This window comes from Sphingomonas flavalba, assembly GCF_004796535.1.
GTDB lineage: Bacteria > Pseudomonadota > Alphaproteobacteria > Sphingomonadales > Sphingomonadaceae > Sphingomonas_L > Sphingomonas_L flavalba.
The window spans coordinates 116785-138519 of the sequence record NZ_SPHY01000002.1 but is presented as its reverse complement, the minus strand read 5'-3'; the positions used below and the strand labels follow the sequence as shown (position 1 = coordinate 138519).

The window sequence follows — 21735 nt, the reverse complement described above, 5'->3', positions numbered from 1 at the left end:
CATGCCGCGTCACGCCGAAACCCGGCACCTGCCCTGGTCGCCGGAGCAGATGTTCGATCTGGTCGCCGATGTCGCCCGCTACGGCGAATTCCTGCCGTGGGTGGCGGCGGTGCGCGTGCGGTCGGACAGCGACACCGAAATGCTCGCCGACCTGATCGTCGGCTTCAAGGGCTTGCGCGAGACCTTCACCTCACGCGTCGTCAAGCGGCGCCCGGACGAGGTGCATGTCGACTATGTCGACGGACCGCTGAAGCACCTGCGCAACGACTGGGTCTTCCGGCCGGACGGGGCAGGGGGCACATTCGTCGACTTCTCGGTCGATTTCGCGTTCCGCAATCGGCTGTTCGAGGCGCTGGCCGGGCAGGTGTTCGACGTGGCGCTCCGGCGGATGATCGGCGCGTTCGAGGCGCGGGCGGCCGCGCTCTACGGCGCCGGCGATTCCGGCATCAGCAAATCGAGCGCGCACAGCGCCGCTTGAAGCCTGACGCCGCCGCGCCCGAGGTCGCCGAATTCCTTGCGGTCGGCGACGATCTTGTCCGGGTTGGCGTTCTTCTCGGCGCGGGCGAAGACGACAGTGCCGACCGGCTTCTTCTCTTCGCCGCCGCCCGGCCCGGCAATGCCGGTGATCGCGACGGCGACGTCAGCGCCGCTTTTCGCCAGCGCGTGCTGCGCCATGCCCCAGGCGGTAGCGATGGATACCGCGCCGAACGTCTCCAGCACGTCGAGGCTGAGGCCAAGGATACCGGTTTTCGCCTCATTGGCGTAGACCACCCAGCCAGCCTCCAGCACGTCGGACGATCCGGGAATCTCGGTTAGCGCCGCGCTGACCAGCCCGCCGGTGCAGCTTTCCGCCACCGCGACGCGCAACCCGGCGCTGCGGTTGGCGGCAATCACCGCCCGCGCCCGCTCGACGAGCACGGCCGGCAGCAGGCTGTCCTGTTTCTCGCTCACTGATCCTCCGACAGTCTGACCGTGGCGATCGCCTGTGCCGCGATCCCTTCGCCCCGGCCGGTGAAACCCAGCCTCTCCGTCGTCGTCGCCTTGATGCTAACCCTGCGCTCGGGCAGCCGCAACAGCGCCGCGATAGCCGCGCGCATGCTGTCCCGATACGGGCCGATGCGCGGCGCTTCGCAGATGATCGTCACGTCGACATGGTCGATCACGCCGCCACGCGCCGCGACCAGCGCCGCCGCGTGTTCGACGAACAGCCGCGACGGTGCGCCGCGCCATTGCGGGTCGCTGGGCGGGAAATGGCTGCCGATATCGCCGTCGCCGATCGCACCGAGGATCGCGTCGGTCAGCGCGTGGAGCGCGACGTCGGCGTCGGAATGGCCGGACAACCCCTTGTCATGGGCGATCCGCACCCCGCCCAGCCACAACTCCGCCCCTGCCTCCAGCCGGTGGACGTCGAAGCCGGTGCCGGTGCGGCTGACCAGCGCCGCCGCCAACCGCGCCTCGGCGCGGGCAAGGTCGTCTGCGGTGGTCAGCTTGTCGAGCGCGGCATCCCCCGCGACCAGCGCGACGCTATGCCCGGCGGCACGGGCGACCTGCGCGTCATCGGTCGCCTCTTCGTCCGTCGGCCAGGCGGCATGGGCGGCGCCGATCAGCGCAAGCGGAAAGGCCTGCGGCGTCTGGATACGGTTGAGGTCCTCGCGCGCCACGGTATCGCCCAGCACCGCGCCGCCGCGCGCCAGCGTGTCAGCAACGGGCAGGGCGGGGACGGCGCCGTCCGCCCCGTCGAGCGCGGCGAGCAGCCGATCGACGACCGCCGCCGGCAGGAACGGCCGCGCCGCATCGTGGATCAGCACGATAGCACCGTCGATCGCCGCCAGCCCGGCGCGGACCGAGTCCCGGCGGGTCGCGCCGCCGATCGTCCACGCCGGCGGGTTGCCGTCGAACGCTTCCGCGAGCAGGTCCTCCTGCCCGGCGCCGATCACGATATGCACCGCGTCGATCGCAGGGTGCGCGGCCAGCGCGTCGCAAGCGCGGGCGACCACGGCGCGGCCGGCCAGCCGCCGGTACTGCTTCGGCACGCCGCCCCCGGCACGTTCGCCCGCCCCGGCGGCAACGACCAGCCCGATGACCCGTCTGTCCCTCATCGCCGGGCGCCCTAGACCAGCGCGCGCTTGCCCGCCAGCGGCTTTGCGGTTAAGGCGCTGCCTAAATTTCAGGCATATTCTCGATGGCGACGCTTTCTCCGATCCAGATCGGTCCGCTCAGGATCGACAGCCCCGTGCTGCTCGCGCCGATGACCGGCGTCAGCGACCTGCCGTTCCGACGGCTGGTGCGGCGCTATGGTTCGGGCCTGAACGTCACCGAGATGATCGCCAGCCAGGCGGCCATCCGCGAGACCCGCCAGTCGCTGCAAAAGGCGGCGTGGGACCCGATCGAGGAACCGGTGTCGATGCAGCTCGTCGGCTGCACGCCCCGGGAAATGGGCGAGGCGGCGAAGCTGAACGAGGATCGCGGCGCCGCGATCATCGACATCAATATGGGCTGCCCGGTGCGCAAGGTGGTGAACGGCGATGCCGGATCGGCGCTGATGCGTGACCTGAAGCTGGCGACGGACATCGTCGCGGCGACGGTCAAGGCGGTGTCGGTTCCCGTCACCCTGAAGATGCGGATGGGCTGGGACCATGCCAGCCTGAACGCGCCGGAACTGGCCCGGATCGCCGAGGATATCGGCGTCCGGATGATTACCGTCCACGGCCGTACCCGCTGCCAGATGTACAAGGGCGAGGCGGACTGGGCGTTCATCCGCTCGGTCAAGGACGCGGTGGCGATCCCGGTCATCGCCAATGGCGACATCTGCACGATCGACGATGCCGAACTGGCACTGGCGCTGTCCGGCGCCGACGGAATCATGATCGGCCGGGGCGCCTATGGCCGGCCTTGGCTACTGCGCCAGATGATGCACTGGTTCGCCACCGGCACGCGCCTGCCCGATCCATCGATCGACGAACAATATCGCGTTATCGTAGAGCATTATGAGGCGATGCTCAGCCACTATGGCGAAATGACCGGTGTCAACATGGCCCGCAAGCATATCGGCTGGTACACCAAGGGCCTGCCCGGATCGGCCGAGTTCCGCAATCGCGTGACCCAGGTGCCGGAAGCGAGGACGGTGCTGGCGATGCTCGCCGAGTTCTACGCGCCGTGGTTGTCGCGCGCCGCCGCCTGACCGCGCGGCCGGGGCTGCCCGCGCCCGGCGAGCTTCTGAACGCCCTGCCGGCGGCGCTGATCGTCATCGATCCGGACGGGCTGGTCCGCGATGCCAACGCCGCCGCCGAAAACCTGCTGAACCACAGCCGCGCCGCGCTGTGCGGCCGGATGCTGGCCGATACGCTGGTGCTGCCGCTCGATTATCTCGAACGCGGCGAGCCGGGGGCGGCGATCGCGCTTTACGACGTGCCGCTGATGACGGTGCGCGGCCAGCGTTTCCGCGCCGACTTCATCGTCACCACCTTGCCGGACCGGCCGGGCTGGACTCTGCTGACGCTGCATCACGGCGGCGCCGGACACAGCATGGGTCATCGGCTTGAGCGCAGCGGCGGCATCCGCACGGCGATCGGTGCCGCCGGCATGCTGGCGCACGAGATCAAGAACCCGCTGTCCGGCATCCGGGGCGCGGCACAACTGCTCGAACAGGACGTGCCGGCCGACGCGCAGGGCCTGACCCGGCTGATCCAGGCCGAGGTCGACCGCATCGCCGCGTTGATCGACCAGATGGAAGGCTTCACCGACACCCGCCCATTGCCGGTGGCGGCGGAGAACATCTATCCGATCCTCGACCATGTCCGGCAACTTGCCGCGCGCGGCTTCGCCGCCGGCGTCGCGGTCCACGAACGCTACGATCCGTCGTTACCGCCAGCAATGTTGAACCGCGCCGCGATGATCCAGATTTTGATAAATCTAATAAAGAATGCCGCTGAAGCCGCTGGGAAAAATGGATTGATTACGTTGACAACCGCCTATCGCCACGGTGTATCGGTCAGCATCGGCCACAGTCCCGGCCGGCTGCCGCTGCCGATCGAGCTATGCGTAATCGACGACGGCCCCGGCGCGCCGGTCGAGTTGGCCGAGCATATGTTCGATCCGTTCGTGTCCGGACGGCCGGAGGGCAGGGGTCTCGGCCTCGCGCTGGTCGACAAGCTGGTCCGCGACATGGGCGGCCTTGTTCAATATGCCCGGGAAGGCACGCCGGAACGCACGGTGTTCCGCCTGTTGCTGCCGCGCGCGGCGGAGGGTTAGCCATGGCGCGCATCCTTGTCGTCGATGACGATGCCGCGATCTGCACGGTCGTCGCCACCGCGCTGCGCCGCGCCGGCCACGAAGTTCGCACCGCCGGGACCATCGCCGCCGCCGAGCAACTGCTCGCCGGCTTCGTGCCGGAAGCGGTGGTGACCGACGTCATTTTGCCCGACGGCAATGCGCTGGACCGGCTGGCGGCGGCGCCGCTCGCCGTGCCGTTCATCGTGCTGTCGGCGCAGAACACGCTGACCACCGCCGTCCACGCGACCGAGCGCGGCGCGTTCGACTATCTGCCCAAGCCGTTCGACCTCGACGAGCTGACCGGCGCGGTCGCCGCCGCACTGCGCACCGGAGGCGGCGGTGCCGCGCCTGACGGGGAAGACGTCACCGACGGCCTGCCGCTGATCGGCCGCTCGCCGGCGATGCAGCGCGTCTACCGCACCATCGCCCGGCTGGTCGGCAACGACCTGACCGTGCTGATCCTCGGCGAATCCGGCACCGGCAAGGAACTGGTCGCTCGCGCCGTACACGACCTGGGCCCGCGCCGCGCCGCGCCATTCGTCGCGGTCAACATGGCGGCGATCCCGCGCGAGCTGATCGAATCGGACCTGTTCGGCCATGAGCGAGGCGCCTTCACCGGCGCTCAGGCGCGCGTCGCCGGCCGCTTCGAGCAGGCGCAGGGCGGCACCCTGTTCCTCGACGAGATCGGCGACATGCCGCTGGAGGCGCAGACCCGGCTGCTGCGCGTGCTGCAGAACGGCGAATTCACCCCGGTCGGCGGCGCGCGCGCCATCCGCAGCGACGTCCGCATCGTCGCCGCCACCCATAAGGATCTGCCAGCGCTGGTCGCCGCCGGCGGCTTTCGCGAGGATCTGTATTACCGGCTCGCCGTCGTCCCTGTCTCGCTGCCGCCGCTGCGCGAACGGCTGGCCGACGTCGGCGCGCTCGCCCGCCACTTCCTCGACCGCGCCGCGCAGGAGGGGCTGCCCCGGCGGCGGCTCGACGCGGGGGCGGTCGAGCGGCTGGCGAGCCATGACTGGCCGGGCAACGTCCGCGAGCTGGAAAACCTGATGCGGCGGCTGGCCGCGCTTGGCCGCGACGACCTGATCGACGCCGCGGAAGTGGCCGGGCAGTTGGCCGGTCGTGGCCGCGATGTCGGCGGGGAAGGGGGCAGCGCCGCTCACGGCGGTCTGGCGGAGGCGGCGGAGTTCCACCTGGCCCGCTATTTCGCCAGCCATGGCGGCCGCCTGCCGGAAGACGGGCTGTACGACCGTGTCCTCGCCCAGATCGAAGCGCCGCTGCTGCGGCTCGCATTGCAGGCGACGCGCGGCAACCAGTTGCGCGCCGCACAGCTTCTCGGCCTCAATCGCAACACGCTGCGCAAGAAGCTGACCGAGCACGCGATCGAACCGGGGCAGTGGCGACGACGCTGATCGACGGCATGACGTCATCGATCGAAAGCTGTGTTTTGCTTGCAACGAGTTTGTTGTATCGATGCAACGATGGATGCCCAGACCGCCAGTCCTGCCCATAGCCAGCCGCGCTGGCGCCGCGCGCTGACCGTCATCTACCGGCGCGGGCGCTACATGCCTGCGGTGGAGATCGTGACGTTTCTGGCGGCGATCATCATCGCCACGGTCAGCTATCATACCATCGCCAACACCGGCGACGCGCAGCGGCTGCTCAGCCCGCCGGTGGTGGCGCTGCTGCTCGTCGCCAATCTGGTACCGACGATGGCGCTTCTGGTGCTGCTTGGCCGCCGCGTCGCCCACGGCCGCGCCGCCCGCTCGCCGGTCGGCGGCAACGGGCGGCTCCACGTCCGGCTGGTCGCGCTGTTCTCGCTGATCGCGGCGGTGCCGATGCTGCTGGTCGTGATTTTCGCGTCGCTGCTGTTCCAGTACGGCGTCGAATTCTGGTTCTCCGACCGGGCGCGCGGCATGCTCGAAAACGCCGGCGAGCTGGCCCGCGAATTCTACAGCGAACAGCAGCGCGAGGTCGCCGACGAAACCGTGACCATGGCATCCGACCTGCGCAGCTACCTGTCGCAGTGGCGGTCGGACAGCATCCAGTTCCGCGAAGGCTATGCCTATCAGGTCGTCGGCCGCAAGCTGAACGAATCGGCGATCGTCTCCGTCCGCCCTGGCGAAGCGCCGCTGACCCTGGCGATCATCAACCCCGAGGAGCGGGAGATCGAGCAGCGGGTGACCCCGGCGATCATCGCGCGCCTGCGCGAACACCCGGTGGTGATCAGCGAGACCAAGGACCGGGTGGAGGCGGTGACCCGGCTCGACGCGCAAAGCGGCACCTATCTCTACGCCTCGCGCCTGTACGACCCGAAGGGGTTGACCCGTGCCAACGCGGTGATCGCCGACTATGATGCGCTGCTCAAACGATCGCGGCTGCTGCAACTGCGCTTCAACGCGGCGCTGCTGCTGATGTCGCTGCTGATCGTCGGCGCGGCGGTGTGGATCGCGCTGAAGGTCGCAGACCGACTGGTCCGGCCGGTCGGCGAATTGGTCCGCGCGGCCCGGCAGGTGGCGAATGGCGACCTGTCGGCGCGGGTGGCGGAACCCCGGGCGCGCGACGAGGTCGGCACGCTCGCCAACGCGTTCAATCGCATGACCAGCCGGCTGGAGGAGCAGACCGGCGCGCTGGTCGCCGCCAACAGCCAGCTCGACAGCCGCCGCGCGTTGACCGAGGCGGTGCTGTCCGGTGTTTCCGCCGGCGTCGTCGCGGTCGACGGCGAACACCGGATCCGGCTGATGAACCGCTCGGCCCGTGCCCTGCTCGATACCGAGGACGATTCACTGGTCGGCCTGCCGCTCGCCGATGTCGCGCCGGAATTGGGGGAGGTGCTGGAAGCGCCGGAACGCGACGCGATCGTCCAGCTCGTCAGCCGTGGCGAACCGCGCACGCTGGCGGTGAAGCGCGTCGCCAACAAGGGCGGCCACGTCCTGACTTTCGACGACATCACCCAGCAGTTGCTTGACCAACGCCGCGCAGCCTGGTCGGACGTGGCGCGGCGCATCGCGCACGAGATCAAGAACCCGTTGACCCCGATCCAGCTTGCCGCAGAGCGCCTCCAGCGCCGCTATGGCAAGGAAGTGGAGAGCGACCCGGCGACTTTCGGTCGGCTGACCGAGACGATTGTGCGCCAGGTCGGCGACCTGCGCCGGATGGTCGACGAATTCTCGTCCTTCGCGCGGATGCCCAAGCCGGTGTTCCGGCCGGAATCGATCGTCGACATCGCCCGGCAGGCGCTGTTCCTGCACGAGGTCGCCCATCCCGGCGTCCGCTTCTCTCTCGACGCGCCCATCGTCCACCCGACGCTGGTCTGCGACCGGCGCCAACTCGGCCAGGCGCTGACCAACATCGTCAAGAACGCGGTCGAAGCGATCGAGCAGAAGGCGGCGCCGGCCAGCGGCATGGTGGCGATGACCATCGCCGAAACCGCGCAGCACCGGCTGGAGGTCACCGTCGCCGACGACGGCATCGGCCTGCCCAGCGAGCGCGACCGGCTGGTCGAGCCTTACGTGACGACGCGTGCGCGCGGCACCGGGCTCGGCCTCGCCATCGTCAAGAAGATCGTCGAGGAACATTTCGGCACGATCGCCTTCGCCGATCGCGACGGGGGCGGCACCATCGTCGTCATCTCGCTCGATCCGGCGACGCTCGCGCCGCTCACCGAACCGGGGCCGAACGCCCAGGCGGACGACGACGCCCCCGATCACACCCCTGTCACCAGCGTATGAAGGCGGATTGAGACCATGGCCCTGGATATCCTCATAGTCGATGACGAGCGCGATATTCGCGAACTTGTGGCCGGCGTGCTGGAAGACGAAGGGTACAGCACCCGCGTGGCCGCCGACAGCGACGCAGCGCTCGCCGCGATCGACGAACGACGGCCGTCGCTGGCGCTGCTCGACGTCTGGCTGCAAGGCTCGCGGCTCGACGGGCTGGACTTGCTTGAAGAGATCAAGCGCCGCGACCCGACCATCCCGGTGCTGGTCATCTCCGGCCATGGCAATATCGATACCGCCGTCGCCGCCGTCGGCCGGGGCGCCGCCGACTTCATCGAAAAGCCGTTCGAGGCCGAGCGCCTGCTCCACCTGGTCCGCCGCGCCACCGAAACCGAAAGGCTGCAGCGAGAGAACGCGGCGCTGAAAGCGCAGATCGGCTTCGGAGAGGAACTGACCGGCAGCTCGTCGCTGATCAACAGCGTCCGCGCGACGCTGAAGCGGGTGGCGCAGACCGGCAGCCGGGTGCTGATCACCGGCCCGGCCGGCGTCGGCAAGGAGGTCGCCGCCCGGCTCCTCCATTCGTGGAGTACGCGGGCGGAGGCGCCGTTCATCGTCGTCAGCGCGGCGCGGATGACCCCGGAACGGGTGGAGGAGGAACTGTTCGGCGTCGAGGAGGGGGGGGAGCTGGCCCGCCCCGGCCTGCTCGAGCAGGCGCATGGCGGCACCCTGTTCCTCGACGAGATCGCCGACATGCCGTTGCCGACGCAGGGCAAGATCCTGCGCGTGCTGACCGACCAGAGCTTCATGCGCGTCGGCGGGCAGCGGATGGTCAAGGTCGACGTTCGCGTCGTCTCGTCCACCGCCCGCGGCCTGGCGGAGGAGATCAGCGCCGGTCGTTTCCGCGAGGATCTCTACTACCGGCTGAACGTCGTGCCGATCCGCCTGCCGCCGTTGACCGAACGGCGCGAGGACATACCGCCGCTGGTCGACCATTTCGTCGCCCGCTACGCATCGGAACGGCGGGTGCCGACGCCGGGCATCGCCGACGACGCGATCGCGGCGCTCCAGGCGTATGACTGGCCCGGCAATGTCCGCCAGCTGCGCAACATCGTCGAACGGACGATCATCATGGCGCCGGGCGACCGGATCGGCCGGATCGAAATCGACATGCTGCCGCCGGAAATCATGGGCGACCAGCCGCAGATCAGCGGCGGCGCGACGACCAGCGCGATCATGGGCGCGCCGCTGCGCGAAGCGCGGGAAACGTTCGAACGGGAATATCTGCGCATCCAGATCCGCCGCTTTTCCGGCAACATCTCGCGGACCGCGCATTTCATCGGCATGGAACGCTCCGCCCTCCACCGCAAGCTGAAGGTCCTCGGCCTGTCCGATCCGCGCGACGACGAATAGCGGCAGCGAATGGCAAGGCGGGGTGACGAACCCGGCCGGCCGTCCTATCTAGGGGCGGCCGGGCGGTTCCGCCCGGCAAAGACGTTGACGAAAACGCGACCCAGCGGGCCAAAGGTCCGCCAACAACCGGAGCAGCGGCAGTGGCCGAAAAGACCAACAATCTTCAGGATATCTTCCTGAACTCCCTCAGAAAATCCAAAACCCCGGTGACGATGTTCCTGGTCAAGGGCGTCAAGCTGCAGGGGATCATCACCTGGTTCGACAATTTCTCGGTGCTGCTGCGCCGCGACGGCAACGCCCAGCTTGTCTACAAGCACGCGATCTCGACGGTGATGCCGGCGCAGCCGCTCGACTTCGCGCCGATCGAAAAGGCGTTCGAGGACGGCCAGCGCAAGCCGGTGCTGCTGCAGGACGTGTTCCTGAGCGCCGTCCGCCGCTCCGATGAGCCGGTGACGATGTTCCTGGTCAACGGCGTCATGCTCCAGGGCGTGATCGCCGCGTTCGACCTGTTCTGCATGCTGCTCCAGCGCGACGGCATGACCCAGCTTGTCTACAAGCACGCGATCTCGACCGTGCAGCCGGCTCACCCGCTGAACCTGGCGGCGGAGGGCGAGGACGCCGATTGAGCGGATTCGACCGGCCGGCCGATGACCTCGCCCGCGGCGCGCGCGCGATCCTCGCCTATCCCGATCTCGGGGGAGGCGGGGGGCGCAGCGCCGAGGCGCGGCTGGACGAGGCGGCCGGCCTCGCCGCCGCGATCGGCATCGACGTGCGCGACCGGATCGCGCTCAGGCTGCGCGCGCCCAAGGCGGCGACGCTGTTCGGCAGCGGCCAGGTGGAACAGATCGCGACGCTGGCGCGCATGGCGGAGGCTGAACTGGTCATCGTCGACGGCGCCGTCACTCCGATCCAGCAGCGCAACCTCGAAAAGGCGTTCGCCGCCAAGGTCATCGACCGCACCGGCCTGATCCTCGAGATTTTCGGGGAACGGGCGGCGACCGCCGAAGGGCGGCTCCAGGTCGAACTGGCCCATCTCGACTATCAGGCTGGCCGTCTGGTACGCAGTTGGACCCACCTGGAGCGCCAGCGCGGCGGCTTCGGCTTCCTCGGCGGGCCGGGCGAAACCCAGATCGAGGCCGACCGCCGGCTGATCCGCGACCGGATGGCGCGGCTGCGGCGCGAGCTGGAAACCGTCGCCCGCACCCGTGGCTTGCACCGCGACCGGCGTCAGCGCGCGCCCTGGCCGGTGATCGCGCTTGTCGGCTACACCAACGCCGGAAAATCAACGCTTTTCAATCGGATGACCGGCGCTGACGTCATGGCGGAAGACCTGCTGTTCGCTACCCTCGACCCGACGATGCGGCAGATCGCGTTGCCCGGCATCGACAAGGCGATCCTGTCGGACACCGTCGGTTTCGTCTCCGACCTGCCGACCCAGTTGGTCGCTGCTTTCCGCGCGACGCTGGAAGAGGTGATTTCGGCCGACCTGATCATCCATGTCCGCGACCTGGCGCACCCGGACAGCGACGCGCAGGCCGTCGACGTCGATCGGGTGCTGGCGGAAATCGGCGCCGGCGGGGAGGGGGCCGCGCCCCGGATCGAGGCGTGGAACAAGATCGATCTGCTGCCGCCGGAACAGGCGGAGGCGCTCGCCAACACCGCCGCGCGGCGCGACGATGTCGTGCTCGTCTCGGCGCTAACCGGAGAGGGGGTGGACACGCTCCGCGCCGCCGCCAGCGCCCGGCTGACCGCCGCCAACCGCGTCCGCCACGTCGATCTCGACAGCGCCGACGGCGCCGCGCTCGCCTGGCTGCACGCCCATGGCGAGGTGCTGGCCAGCACCGCTGGCGGTGCGCGCCTCAGCATCGACGTCCGCCTGTCCGACGCCGACTGGCGCCGCTTCAACGCCCACCGCGTGGCGAAGGCATCCTAGAATCCATATCGTCGTCATTGCGAGCCCCGCAGGGGCGCGGCAGTCCACCGCGTCTCCCACCCTCGCGGCGCGCGGCTGTCGCTGCTTACTCCGCCGCCTTCGCTTCAACCCACAGCCGTTCCTTGGCGTCCAACGGCAGGGCGCCAAATGCCCCTCCTGCACTGGCTTCCATCGCCCGGAACCGCCGCTCGAACTTGGCGTTGGCCGCCCGTAGCGCTGCTTCCGGATCGACCTTCAAATGTCGTGCGAAGTTGACCGCCGCGAACAGCAGGTCACCGACCTCGTCGACACGCGCCGGGTCGCCCTCCGCCGCGTCGACCTCAGCCAGTTCTTCAAGGATCTTGGCGCGCGGGCCGTCCGCGTCCGGCCAATCGAAACCGGTACGGGCGGCGCGCTTCTGCAGCTTTTCCGCGCGCAGCAGCGCCGGCAGGGCCAGGGCGACACCAGCCAGCGCGCTGCCGTCGTCGGACGTAGCGCGCCGTTCGCCGGCCTTGATGCTTTCCCAGCTTTCCCGGACCGCCGCCGCATCCCCCGGGCGTTCGTCGAACACATGCGGGTGGCGGCGGACCATCTTGGCGCAGATCGCGGCGATCACGTCGGCGATCGCAAAATGGCCGGCTTCCTCGGCCATGCGCGCGTGGAACACGACCTGAAGCAGCAGATCGCCAAGCTCGTCCTTCAGCGCGGCCATGTCATCGCGGGCGATCGCGTCGGCGACCTCATAGGCTTCCTCGATCGTGTAAGGCGCGATCGACGCGAAATCCTGCTGCATGTCCCACGGACAGCCGCTCTGCGGGTCGCGCAACCGCGCCATGATCGCCACCAGATCGCCGAGAGGGGGTGCCGCCTTATCCGTCATATCAAAGTCCGATAATATACATTATGTAAAATATATCGTCGCGATCCTTAGCCCCCTCGCGGCTCAAGGACCAGCGACCGCCCCTCGACGCGCCAGGATTTGAGCGTGGTCAGGAAGTTCATGCCGATGACGTTGGTGTTGCCGAACTCCGGCGCGATCACCACCGACAGGTCTCGCGCGGTGATCGGCCCGACGTCGAAGCGCTCGATCTTGCCCCGTCGCGCGCGCACGACGCCGTTGGCGGTGTTCAGCAACACCGGCAGCGCACCGTCGTCAACCGCGACGCCGGCGGCGCGCGCGGTCGCGGCCGACAAGGCGGTCGTCGTCGCGCCGCTGTCGATCAGGAAGCGCTGGCTGCGGCCGTTGACGCTGGCCGAGACCCAGAAATGCCCGTCGTCGCTCATCGGCAGGCGCAGCGTGTTGCCGACGGTCTGGCTGCCGGTCAGGTCGCCGGCGACCCGATACCACAGGTTGGTCAGTTCGCCCCGGAAGCTGACGATGACCAGCCCGACGCCGAAAATGCCGACCCAGGCGGCGACCATCTTCAGCGTCTGGCCGATCGGCATCCGCCGGACGATCAGGCTGCTGCCGACCAGGATCAGCGCACCGATCAGCCAGACGAATTCGATCGATTGGTCCTCGTTCATGTCTGCGCCTCCAGCCCGTCGTAACCGGGCGCGACCCCAGCCGGCAACATCTCCACCAGCGTCGCATAGTCCATCGACTGGTCCATATGGGTCAGGATCGCTCGCCCCGGCCGCAACCGCGCGATCCAGCCCAGCGTCGCCGTCAGGTTCGGGTGGGTCGGGTGCGGGCGGTGGCGCAGGGCGTCGACGACCCAGATGTCGGCACCGGCATAGAGCGCCGCCATATCGTCCGTCAGCTCATTGAAATCCGTTGCGTAGGCAATAGACTTGCCACCATTTCTGAACCGTATACCAGCGGAGGTGATCGGCCCATGCGGCTGGTCGACGATGGCGATCTCCAGATCGCCGATCGTCAGCCTGTCCGGCAGCGGCCGCCCGTCGACGCTCGGCGGATAGCCGTCCTTGCCGTCGAACGCATAGGCAAAACGCCGGCGAAGCGACGCCAGCGTCTGCGGCCGGGCATAGCCGGTCACCGGCCGCCCGCGCGCATGATAGAGCTGGCGCAGATCGTCGATGCCATGACAATGGTCGGCGTGGTCATGGGTCCACAGCACCGCGTCGATGTCGGCGACGCCGGCGTCGAGCAGTTGCTCGCGCATGTCCGGCGTGGTGTCGACCAGCACTCGGCTCCGCGCCGTTTCGACCAATATCGAGGCGCGTCGGCGGCGATTGCGTGGCTCCGTCGGGTCACAGGCGCCCCAGTCGTTGCCGATGCGGGGCACGCCCGACGATGTACCGCAGCCCAGGATGCGCAGCTTCACGCCGCCGCCTTGGTGAACAACGCCCTGAAATTGTCCGCCGTCTCCGCGCCCAAGTCGGCAACGGGCACTCCGCGCAACTCCGCCAGGAAACGTGCGGTATCGGCGACGAAGGCCGGCTCGCACGGCTTGCCGCGGTGCGGCACCGGGGCAAGGAAGGGCGAATCCGTCTCGATCAGCAGCCGCTCGGCGGGCAGCCGCGCCGCCGTTTCCTGCAATGCCTTGGCGTTCCTGAAAGTCACGATCCCTGATATCGAGATATAAAAGCCCAATGCCAATGCCTTGTCGGCGAAATCCGTGCTGGCGGTGAAGCAGTGGATGACGCCGCGATAGGCCCCCTTCCCCATCTCATCGGACAGGATCTCGGCGGTATCCGCCTCGGCATCGCGGGTGTGTACGATCAGCGGCAGGCCGGTTTCGCGCGCGGCGGCGATGTGGGCGCGAAAATTCGCCTGCTGCCGGGCGCGGTCGCTATGGTCGTAGTAATAATCCAGCCCGGTCTCGCCGATACCGACCACGCGTGGGTGCGCCGCCCGCGCGACGAGCCGGGCGGTGTCGATATGGCCATGGTCGTCCGCCTCGTGCGGGTGGATGCCGACGGTGGCCCAGACGTCCGCCTCGCGCTCGGCGGTGGCGAGCACCGCGTCCCATTCCGACTCCCGGGTCGCGATGTTCAGCATCCCGGTGACCCCGGCCGCCCGCGCCCTGTCGAGCACCGCCGCCTGCTGCTCGATCAGGCCCTTATAGTTCAGGTGGCAATGGCTATCGATGAACATCAGGCGACGCCTGCCTCCGCCGGCAGTTCAAGCCGCGGGAACACCGGCGTCGGCGGCGAAAGGCGGAAGCCGGATGCGGCGATCCGGGCATGGCGCGCGGCACTGCCGGCCAGCGCGGCATAATTGCGCTCCTCCTCGGCTACGCCCATCATGCCAAGCAGCGTCGCCGACGCGGCCGGCACCACCGGCGCAATCGCGATCGCCAGATCAGCGATCGCCCGGTACAGCGTGGCGAGCACCGCCGTCATCCGCTCCGGGTCGGTCTTGCGCAGCGCCCACGGCGCCTGTGCATCGATATACTGGTTGCACGCGAACACCGCGTGCATCCACGCCTCTATCCCCTGCGCCAGCGCCAGATCGGCGAAGGCATCGGGCAATTCCTTCGCGCAGGCAGCCTCAACCTGCGCGATCAGCACCGCGTCGGCCGGGTCGGCACGCCCGCCAGCCGGAACCGCGCCATCGAGATTTTTGGCGATGAACGCCAGCGTGCGCTGCGCCAGATTGCCGAAGCTGTTGGCCAGATCGGCGTTGACCCGGGTAACGATCGCTTCGGCGGAGTAGCTGCCGTCCTGGCCGAACACCACTTCGCGCAGCAGAAAATAGCGCAGCGCGTCGACGCCGAAATGCTCCGCCAGCGCCAGCGGATCGACGACGTTGCCGAGCGATTTCGACATCTTCTCGCCGCGATGGAGCAGGAAGCCGTGGCCGAACACCTGTTTCGGCAGCGCAATGCCGGCGGACAGCAGGAAGGCCGGCCAGTAGACCGTGTGGAACCGCACGATGTCCTTGCCGATGACGTGCAGGTCCGCCGGCCACCATTTCCCCCAGTCACCGTCGGGGTAGCCGGCACCGGTCAGGTAGTTGGTCAGCGCGTCGACCCAGACATACATCACATGGTCGTCGCTGTCCGGCACCTGCACGCCCCAGTCGAAACTGGTGCGGGAAACCGACAGGTCGGACAATCCGCCCTCAACGAAGGCGATCATCTCGTTGCGGCGGCTTTCCGGGCGGATGAAATCCGGGTTGGCGCGGTAATGGTCGAGCAGCCTCTGCTGGTAGGCGGACAGGCGAAAGAACCAGCTTTCCTCCACCGTCCACTCGACCGGCGTGCCCTGCGGCGACAGTTTCTCGCCCCCTTCCCCGGCAACCAGTTCCTTCTCGTCGTAAAACGCCTCGTCGCGGACCGAATACCAGCCCTCATACCGGCCGGGGTAGATGTCGCCATTGGCCGCCATCGCCCGCCACAACGCCTGGCTGGCGGCGTGGTGGTCGGCATCGGTGGTGCGGATGAACCGGTCGTAGCTGATGTTCAGCCGATCATCCATTGCCTTGAAATATCCGGACATCTCGTCGGCAAGCTGCTTGGGCGTCACTCCGCGTCCGCGCGCGGTCTGCGCCATTTTCAGGCCGTGCTCGTCGGTACCGGTCAGGAAACGCACATCGCGGCCCATCATCCGCTGGAAACGCGCGACGACGTCGGTGGCGATCGCTTCATAGGCGTGGCCGATATGCGGCCGGCCGTTGGGGTAGCTGATGGCGGTTGTGATGTAGAATGGTTCGGCCATGCGGTCAGCCTTTAACCGCTGGCGCCCCCGGGGCAAGGCCGGCAACCAGCGTCGCCATCTGGAAAGTCACGGCATGCGGGTCAAGCACCAGCGGCACGGCGGAGGCGGCGAGCGCCCGTGCCTCCTCCCAGGCGGCGATCGCACCGGCCAGCGCCGTGCCGCTCCGCGCTCCGGCCGTGCCGGCGATGAAGGCCGGCGCCCGTTCCAGAAACGCCTCATAGCGCGGCTGCGCGGCCTTCAGCGCCAGCGAGCGCGCCAGCGCGGATCGCGCGCTGTTGTCCGGGTCCCCGGTCGCAGCGATCGTCGCCAGCGCCGCATCGAGCCCGGCGACGTCAAGCCCGGCAAAGCGCAGCGCGGCGCCGGGCGCCCCGTCGGCCAGTTCGGTCAGCGCCGCCACCTCCGCCTCCGCCGCGTCGGGCAGTTCGGCGCGGATCACCCGCGCCGTCGCCGCCGCGTCGAGTCGGCGCAGCGCCAGCAGCCGGCAGCGCGACCGGATCGTCGGCAGCAACCGGCCGGGCGCATGGCTGATCAGCAGGAAGACGGTGCCCGCCGGCGGCTCCTCCAGGTTCTTGAGCAGCGCATTGGCGGCGGCGCGTTCCAGGTCGTCGACGGAATCGATCACCACGATTCGCCGTGCCGACAGCGATGGAGTCGTGGCGAACAGCGCCTGCAACGCGCGGACCTGGGCGATCGATATATTGCGAGCCAACTCGCCGCCCGCCGCGCCGCTTCCCTCGCGCGGCAGCCGTTCCAGGCGGCGGAAATCCGGGTGGCTGCCGGCGGCGATCAGCCGGGCGACCGGGTGATCCTCGGCAACTTCCAATCCCGCTTCCGGCGGCGGCGGCCCCGCCGCTTCCGCCAGCAGGCGCCGGGCGACGACGGCGGCGAAGCGCGCCTTGCCGATGCCGCGCGGCCCGGTGATCAGCCAGGCATGGTGCAGCCGCCCGTCGCCGGCCGCATCGCGAAAGGCGGCGATTGCCGCGTCATGGCCGATCAGCGCACTCACCCGACGGTGCCGTCGAGCGCGGCGATCAGCAGGCGCCGCGTCACCACATCTTCCGCGCCCGCCGCGTCGACGAAGCGGAAGCGGCGGCGATCGGCCCGCGCGAAATCGACGAGCAGCGCGGCGACCTTGGCGTGATAGGCGGCATCGCGCCCGCCGATCCGGTCGGCCGCCCCGCCGTCGCGCGCCATCGCCCGCGCCGCCGCCTCGCCGGGCGGCAGGCTCAGCAACAGGGTGCGGTCGGGCAGCAGGCCGCCGCTGCCGATCGCATGCAGCGCCATGATCGTCGCGTCGTCGACGCCGGCGGCGCCCTGATAGGCGCGCGAACTGTCGATGAAACGGTCGCAGATCACCGTCGCGCCCCGCGCCAGCGCCGGGCGGATGGTGCGGGCGACATGGTCGGCGCGGGCGGCCGCGAACAGCACCGCCTCCGTCGTCGGGGTCCAGCGCTCGCCCTCTCCCTCCAGCAGCAGGGCGCGGATCGCCTCCGCCCCCGGCGAGCCGCCCGGCTCGCGGGTCAACACGACATCGACGCCGCGCTGGGCCAGCGCCTCGGCGAGGCGCCGGGCCTGGGTCGACTTGCCGACCCCCTCCCCGCCTTCCAGTGAGATGAACCGGCCGCTCAACGCCCGAAGAACGACATGAGGCCGGCCCAGGCACGGCCGAAGAACCCGGCCGGGCCGACATCGCTGGCGGCGACCAGCGGCAGCACCTGCGCCGGCATGTCCGGGGTGGTGACGACCAGATCGGCGATGTGCTGGCCGGCCTTGATCGGCGCCTTGACCGGCCCGTCATAGACGACCTTGACCTGCATCGCCCCGGCCGCTCCGCCGGGCAGGGTAACCGACAGGTCGCGCGGCGCGACCAGCCCGACCGATCCCTTGTCGCCCAGTTGCACCTCCGCCGTCTCGATCTGGGTGCCCTTCTTCAGCAGCGGCTTCGCCGTCCAGGCGCGGAAACCCCACTGCATGAACTTGACGGATTCGCTGATCCGGTTGTTGTAGCTGTCGATCCCGGCGACGACCATCACCAGCCGCCGGCCGTTCTGTTCCGCCGATCCGGTGAAGCCGTAACCCGCCTCCTGCGTGTGGCCGGTCTTCAGCCCGTCGGCCCCGTCGACCCGGCCAAGCAGCGGGTCGCGATTGGGCTGGGTGATCGGCTGCCCACCACCCATCGTCTTGCCCCAGGTGAATTCGGTCTGGGAATAGAAGGTCTTGTAGAGATCGGGGAAATTCTGCGCCGTCGCTCCTGCCAGCGTCGCCAGGTCGCGCGCGGTGGTGTAGGTCACCCCCTCGTCCGGCCAGCCGTTGGAATTGCCGAAATGGCTGTTGGTCATGCCCAGCGCGCCGGCGTAGCGATTCATCTCCGCCGCGAATGCCGCCTCGGTGCCGCGAATCCCTTCCGCCAGCACGACGCAGGCGTCGTTGCCGGACAGGGTAACGATGCCGTGCAGCAGGTCCTTGACGCTCACCTGCTCGCCCGGCGACAGGAACATCGTCGATCCCGCCGATGGGCCGTGCCACTGCTTCCAGGTCTCCGGCCGCACGGTGAACTGCTGGTCCAGCTTCAGCTCGCCTTTCCGGATCAGGTCGAAGGCGATGTAGACCGTCATCATCTTCGCCATCGACGCCGGCGGCATCCGCCGGTCGGCATCCTTGGCGTAGAGCACGGCGCCGGACGACAGGTCCTTCATGAACGCGACCGGCGCGGTGGTGTCGAAAGGCGGGGCCGCCGCGCCCGAAGGCGCCGCGAGGGCGATCATAAAAAGAGGCGGAATTACAAATGCTTTCATGACCTACCTGCGACTCGTTACAATCACCAACTCTCGGCTGCGACAACCGATGCGTCGCGATAGCCTTTTGCGACGACATTCGCCAGCGACCGCGCGGCCGCCGCACCATCGGTATAGGGGCCAAGCCGCACCTGCCAATAGCGTCCGGCCGCGACCACGCTGCCGCCGAGCACCGCCGCCAGCCCGTCGGCATTGGCCCGGCTGGCAAAGCTCGCGACGCGGATGAATGCCGCCCCCTGTCCGCCCTCCGGCGCCGCATCCGCCGCCACCGGGGCGCCGGCCGGGGCCAGCCCGCCATGCGGCTGCGCGGCTAGCCGGCGCAACTGCTCCGCCCGCTCGCCCGGCGTCGGCTCCGGCAGCATCGCGACGCGGCGCCCGCGCGCCACCGCCCGCTGCTGTTCAGCGGTCGGGTAGACCCGCCTGACCCTGACCGGCGCATCGCCCGCAGCTTCCGTTCCCAGCATCCGCGCCGCCGCCCGCGACAGGTCGATCAGCTTGCCGCGCGAAAACGGCCCCCGGTCGTTGACGCGGACGGTGATCGTCCGGCCGCTGTCGAGCGCGGTCACCGCGACATAGGACGGCATCGGCAATGTCGGGTGGGCGGCGGTCAACGCGCCGGGGTCGAAGCGCTCGCCGTTGGCGGTCGGCTTGCCGGCATGGTCGCGGCCGTACCAGCTTGCATAGCCGACCGCGTCATAATCCCGCCGGTCCTCCGGCACGTAGCGCACGCCGCCGACGGCGTAGGGTTGGCCGATCTTGACCGGCCTGTCGCTCAGCGCCCCGGTGGTGCCGCACCCGCCGAGCAGCAGCAGGGCGGCCAGTTCAGCGCGCCACCGCATCCGCCAGCAACCCCACCGACAACCCGTAGAAATTGGAGCAGTTGTAATCGAGGATGACGCGGTAATTGCCGCTCAGCAGATAGGCCGTCTTGCCCGGCCCGTCCGGCTCGATCAGCGTCGCGAGCTGGCCGTCCGGCGGCCAGGCGCCGCTTTCCGGCACAATCCCCCGTGCCCGCCATTCGGCGATGGTCAGCCAGCGGCTGTGCCGATCGTGGACGCGCGGGCAGCGCGGTGATTTGGTCCGGTTGGCGATCGCGGCGCGGTCCAGCCCCGCCGGCACCGACACCGCCACGCCCCAGCCCTGCCCCCGCCGCCAGCCGGCATCGACGAAATAATTGGCGATGGAGGCCAGTGTATCCGGCTCGCTGCGCCAGATATCGGCCTTGCCGTCGCCATCGCCGTCGCGCGCCACCCGCAGGTAAACGCTCGGCAGGAACTGCGGATAGCCGGTCGCCCCGGCCCAGCTGCCTTTCAGCTGCTCGCGCGAAATGCCCCGATCCATCATCTTCAGCGCGGCGATGAACTCGCCGGTGAACAGCGTCCGCCGCCGCCCTTCATAGGCCAGGCTGGCGAGCGAGCGCAGTAGGTCGAAATCGCCGGTATAGCTGCCGTAATTGGTCTCATGGCCCCAGATCGCGACCATGATCGATTCCGGCACGCCGGTTTCGGTCTCGATCCGCTCCAGCCGCGGGCGCAGCGCCTGGTACTTGGCTCGCCCGCGGTTGATCCGCGCCGCATCGACATGGCGGGCGCGATAGGGCGCGAAGGCGGGGATCGCCGATGGCGGCGCGCTCGGGTTGCCGCCCGGCTGCGCCCGGTCGAGGGTGACGACACGCGGGTTGAAGGTCAGCGTCGGCATCACCGCGTCCAGCGTGCGCTGGCTCACCCCGTCACGGGCCGCCTGCCCGCGCAACTCGCCCAGGAACGCCTGGAACGCCGCGTCCTCCTGCGCCACGGCCGGCGCCCCCGCCAGCGCCAGCACCGCAATCCCCAACCAACCCCGCATCATTCTCCCCTGCAACCACGGCACCCCGGCGCCGCGCGGCCACAGTGCCACAGCCGCCCCGTACAAGACATTCCCTTCGTCGCGCCGGATGCACGAAAGGCCGTACCGACGATTTTCGCTTTGCCAGCCCCCGCCGGCCGGATAAGCGGCTATGCCCGCCGTAAGCTGACAGCCGGCAAACGGCACGGAAGAGTGGCCGAGTGGTTGAAGGCACTGGTCTTGAAAGCTACCGGAGCTTGCGACTTGAGCGTGGAATTAGGAGTATATTTACAAGGGGTTAGCATAGGTCAGGTTTACCGGGTGTAATCACCCATAAGCCTGTCGTAAGCTGCCAGCCCCGAAATGGCATGGAAGCGTGGCCGAGTGGTTGAAGGCTCCAGTCTTGAAAACTGGCATACGGGCAACTGTATCGTGGGTTCGAATCCCACCGCTTCCGCCACCGCTGGGAGATTGCTGATGGATGCACTGACGTTTCCCTGCGATGCCTGCGGTAAGCAATATCAGCACGGGCCTCATCGTTATGAAGGTCACAAGCTTCACGCCTATGACTGATGGCCTGCGACACCTGCTATAACGCTAACTGGGATGGATGGGGGCCGATGCTGGAGCCTTTGGTCATCAAGAAACTTGAGTCCAAGGGCATCCCTATCCCGGCTCGTAACTCCAAAGGCTGGATACCGCGCGGCGGTTAGCAGCACCTCACGCCCGAGAGCGCAGGAAATGCGCTAGTAATTTGAATCGACGAACTTGAAGATCGCCCTTGCACAAAAGCGGACGAAAAAAGCGAAAATCACCATAGGTGGCCCAAGCCACAAGATTTTCCTGTCCCAGCCCCAATCCAAAGCAAAAACATAATCAAGAAGCGTTGCGAGCCACATTATCGCGATGACGACCACGAAAAGAGCGCAAATTGCGTTAACACCCTTTCGCTGACCGTCTACAAACTTTTTGTGATCCATCTTTTTACAATTCCATTGATCGCTGCCCTTTGCAACTTGTCCGTCATAGCAGCACCCCCGCCCAAAGGCGCAGGGTGCTGGCAGCGTCAAGGCGGAAGGAGTGTAGCCTACCCCCGCTGCTGCGGATGTTCGATTAACGAGGGACCGTCCGCTGATCCTCGGCGCAGGCAGGCAAATAATGCCCCGCGCAACCCTAT

General features: G+C 68.6%; 20 protein-coding genes and 1 tRNA gene. 9 read left to right on the top strand and 12 right to left on the bottom strand.

Translation table 11 applies throughout. The features are described 5' to 3' along the window. Nucleotide 1: 1 nt before the first annotated feature. Nucleotides 2–478, top strand: coding sequence for a type II toxin-antitoxin system RatA family toxin (locus tag E4A53_RS02485; protein ID WP_136161539.1), 477 nt, complete (start codon nt 2–4; stop codon nt 476–478). On the opposite strand, the gene E4A53_RS02480 is transcribed toward E4A53_RS02485, so the two are convergent. Next, complete coding sequence (locus E4A53_RS02480; protein ID WP_136161538.1) at nt 424–951, bottom strand: CinA family protein; 528 nt, start codon at nt 949–951, stop codon at nt 424–426. The two genes, E4A53_RS02485 and E4A53_RS02480, sit on opposite strands and share 55 nt — an antisense overlap. Further along, the gene (locus E4A53_RS02475) at nt 948–2099 is read right to left on the bottom strand and encodes a bifunctional 2-C-methyl-D-erythritol 4-phosphate cytidylyltransferase/2-C-methyl-D-erythritol 2,4-cyclodiphosphate synthase (protein ID WP_136161537.1); all 1152 of its coding nucleotides are present in this window, start codon (nt 2097–2099) and stop codon (nt 948–950) included. The genes E4A53_RS02480 and E4A53_RS02475 overlap by 4 nt, the downstream gene beginning before the upstream one ends. A gap of 83 nt (nt 2100–2182) precedes the next feature. Here E4A53_RS02475 and dusB point away from each other — a divergent pair, with 83 nt between their 5' ends. From dusB to hflX, 7 genes are all read left to right on the top strand, one after another. Beyond that, nucleotides 2183–3181, top strand: a complete 999-nt coding sequence (gene dusB / locus E4A53_RS02470; protein ID WP_136161536.1) for a tRNA dihydrouridine synthase DusB — start codon at nt 2183–2185, stop codon at nt 3179–3181. Further along, nucleotides 3157–4251 carry a two-component system sensor histidine kinase NtrB gene (locus E4A53_RS02465; protein WP_136161535.1) on the top strand — a complete coding sequence of 365 codons (1095 nt, stop codon included), beginning with the start codon at nt 3157–3159 and terminating at the stop codon, nt 4249–4251. The genes dusB and E4A53_RS02465 overlap by 25 nt, the downstream gene beginning before the upstream one ends. Before the next feature lie 2 nt (nt 4252–4253). After that, on the top strand, nt 4254–5684 hold the full coding sequence (gene ntrC, locus E4A53_RS02460) for a nitrogen regulation protein NR(I) (RefSeq protein ID WP_136161534.1): 1431 nt from the start codon (nt 4254–4256) through the stop codon (nt 5682–5684). Between the two features lie 69 nt (nt 5685–5753). Then, nucleotides 5754–8003, top strand: coding sequence for a sensor histidine kinase (locus tag E4A53_RS02455; RefSeq protein ID WP_420822595.1), 2250 nt, complete (start codon nt 5754–5756; stop codon nt 8001–8003). A gap of 15 nt (nt 8004–8018) precedes the next feature. Beyond that, nucleotides 8019–9401 carry a nitrogen assimilation response regulator NtrX gene (gene ntrX / locus E4A53_RS02450; protein WP_136161533.1) on the top strand — a complete coding sequence of 461 codons (1383 nt, stop codon included), beginning with the start codon at nt 8019–8021 and terminating at the stop codon, nt 9399–9401. Between the two features lie 140 nt (nt 9402–9541). After that, complete coding sequence (hfq, locus tag E4A53_RS02445; protein WP_136161532.1) at nt 9542–10027, top strand: RNA chaperone Hfq; 486 nt, start codon at nt 9542–9544, stop codon at nt 10025–10027. Then, the gene (hflX, locus tag E4A53_RS02440; protein ID WP_136161531.1) at nt 10024–11334 is read left to right on the top strand and encodes a GTPase HflX; all 1311 of its coding nucleotides are present in this window, start codon (nt 10024–10026) and stop codon (nt 11332–11334) included. Before hfq ends, hflX begins: the two co-directional genes overlap by 4 nt. A gap of 85 nt (nt 11335–11419) precedes the next feature. Here the strand turns inward: hflX and mazG are convergent, their stop codons facing one another. Genes mazG through E4A53_RS02390 form a run of 10 tightly spaced genes read right to left on the bottom strand, consistent with a single transcriptional unit; the run spans nt 11420 to nt 20579 of the window. Continuing rightward, on the bottom strand, nt 11420–12193 hold the full coding sequence (mazG, locus tag E4A53_RS02435) for a nucleoside triphosphate pyrophosphohydrolase (protein ID WP_136161530.1): 774 nt from the start codon (nt 12191–12193) through the stop codon (nt 11420–11422). Nucleotides 12194–12240: 47 nt separating this feature from the next. Then, the gene (locus tag E4A53_RS02430) at nt 12241–12840 is read right to left on the bottom strand and encodes a retropepsin-like aspartic protease family protein (RefSeq protein WP_136161529.1); all 600 of its coding nucleotides are present in this window, start codon (nt 12838–12840) and stop codon (nt 12241–12243) included. Continuing rightward, on the bottom strand, nt 12837–13601 hold the full coding sequence (locus E4A53_RS02425) for an MBL fold metallo-hydrolase (RefSeq protein ID WP_136161528.1): 765 nt from the start codon (nt 13599–13601) through the stop codon (nt 12837–12839). Before E4A53_RS02425 ends, E4A53_RS02430 begins: the two co-directional genes overlap by 4 nt. Then, entirely contained in the window at nt 13598–14374 is a 777-nt protein-coding gene (locus tag E4A53_RS02420; RefSeq protein ID WP_136161527.1) for a TatD family hydrolase, read from the bottom strand. The genes E4A53_RS02425 and E4A53_RS02420 overlap by 4 nt, the downstream gene beginning before the upstream one ends. Beyond that, nucleotides 14374–15939 carry a methionine--tRNA ligase gene (gene metG, locus E4A53_RS02415; protein ID WP_136161526.1) on the bottom strand — a complete coding sequence of 522 codons (1566 nt, stop codon included), beginning with the start codon at nt 15937–15939 and terminating at the stop codon, nt 14374–14376. Before metG ends, E4A53_RS02420 begins: the two co-directional genes overlap by 1 nt. Nucleotides 15940–15943: 4 nt before the next feature. Then, entirely contained in the window at nt 15944–16945 is a 1002-nt protein-coding gene (locus E4A53_RS02410) for an AAA family ATPase (protein WP_136161525.1), read from the bottom strand. Further along, nucleotides 16942–17568, bottom strand: a complete 627-nt coding sequence (gene tmk, locus E4A53_RS02405; protein WP_136161524.1) for a dTMP kinase — start codon at nt 17566–17568, stop codon at nt 16942–16944. Before tmk ends, E4A53_RS02410 begins: the two co-directional genes overlap by 4 nt. After that, nucleotides 17565–18704 (bottom strand): D-alanyl-D-alanine carboxypeptidase family protein, encoded by a 1140-nt coding sequence (locus E4A53_RS02400; protein ID WP_420822594.1) that lies wholly within the window; start codon nt 18702–18704, stop codon nt 17565–17567. The genes tmk and E4A53_RS02400 overlap by 4 nt, the downstream gene beginning before the upstream one ends. A gap of 53 nt (nt 18705–18757) precedes the next feature. Next, nucleotides 18758–19573, bottom strand: coding sequence for a septal ring lytic transglycosylase RlpA family protein (locus E4A53_RS02395; protein ID WP_136161522.1), 816 nt, complete (start codon nt 19571–19573; stop codon nt 18758–18760). Beyond that, complete coding sequence (locus E4A53_RS02390) at nt 19557–20579, bottom strand: lytic murein transglycosylase (protein WP_136161521.1); 1023 nt, start codon at nt 20577–20579, stop codon at nt 19557–19559. The genes E4A53_RS02395 and E4A53_RS02390 overlap by 17 nt, the downstream gene beginning before the upstream one ends. A gap of 349 nt (nt 20580–20928) precedes the next feature. On the opposite strand from E4A53_RS02390, the gene E4A53_RS02385 reads away from it, so the two are divergent. Further along, nucleotides 20929–21018 (top strand) — tRNA-Ser (locus E4A53_RS02385). Nucleotides 21019–21735 lie beyond the last annotated feature (717 nt).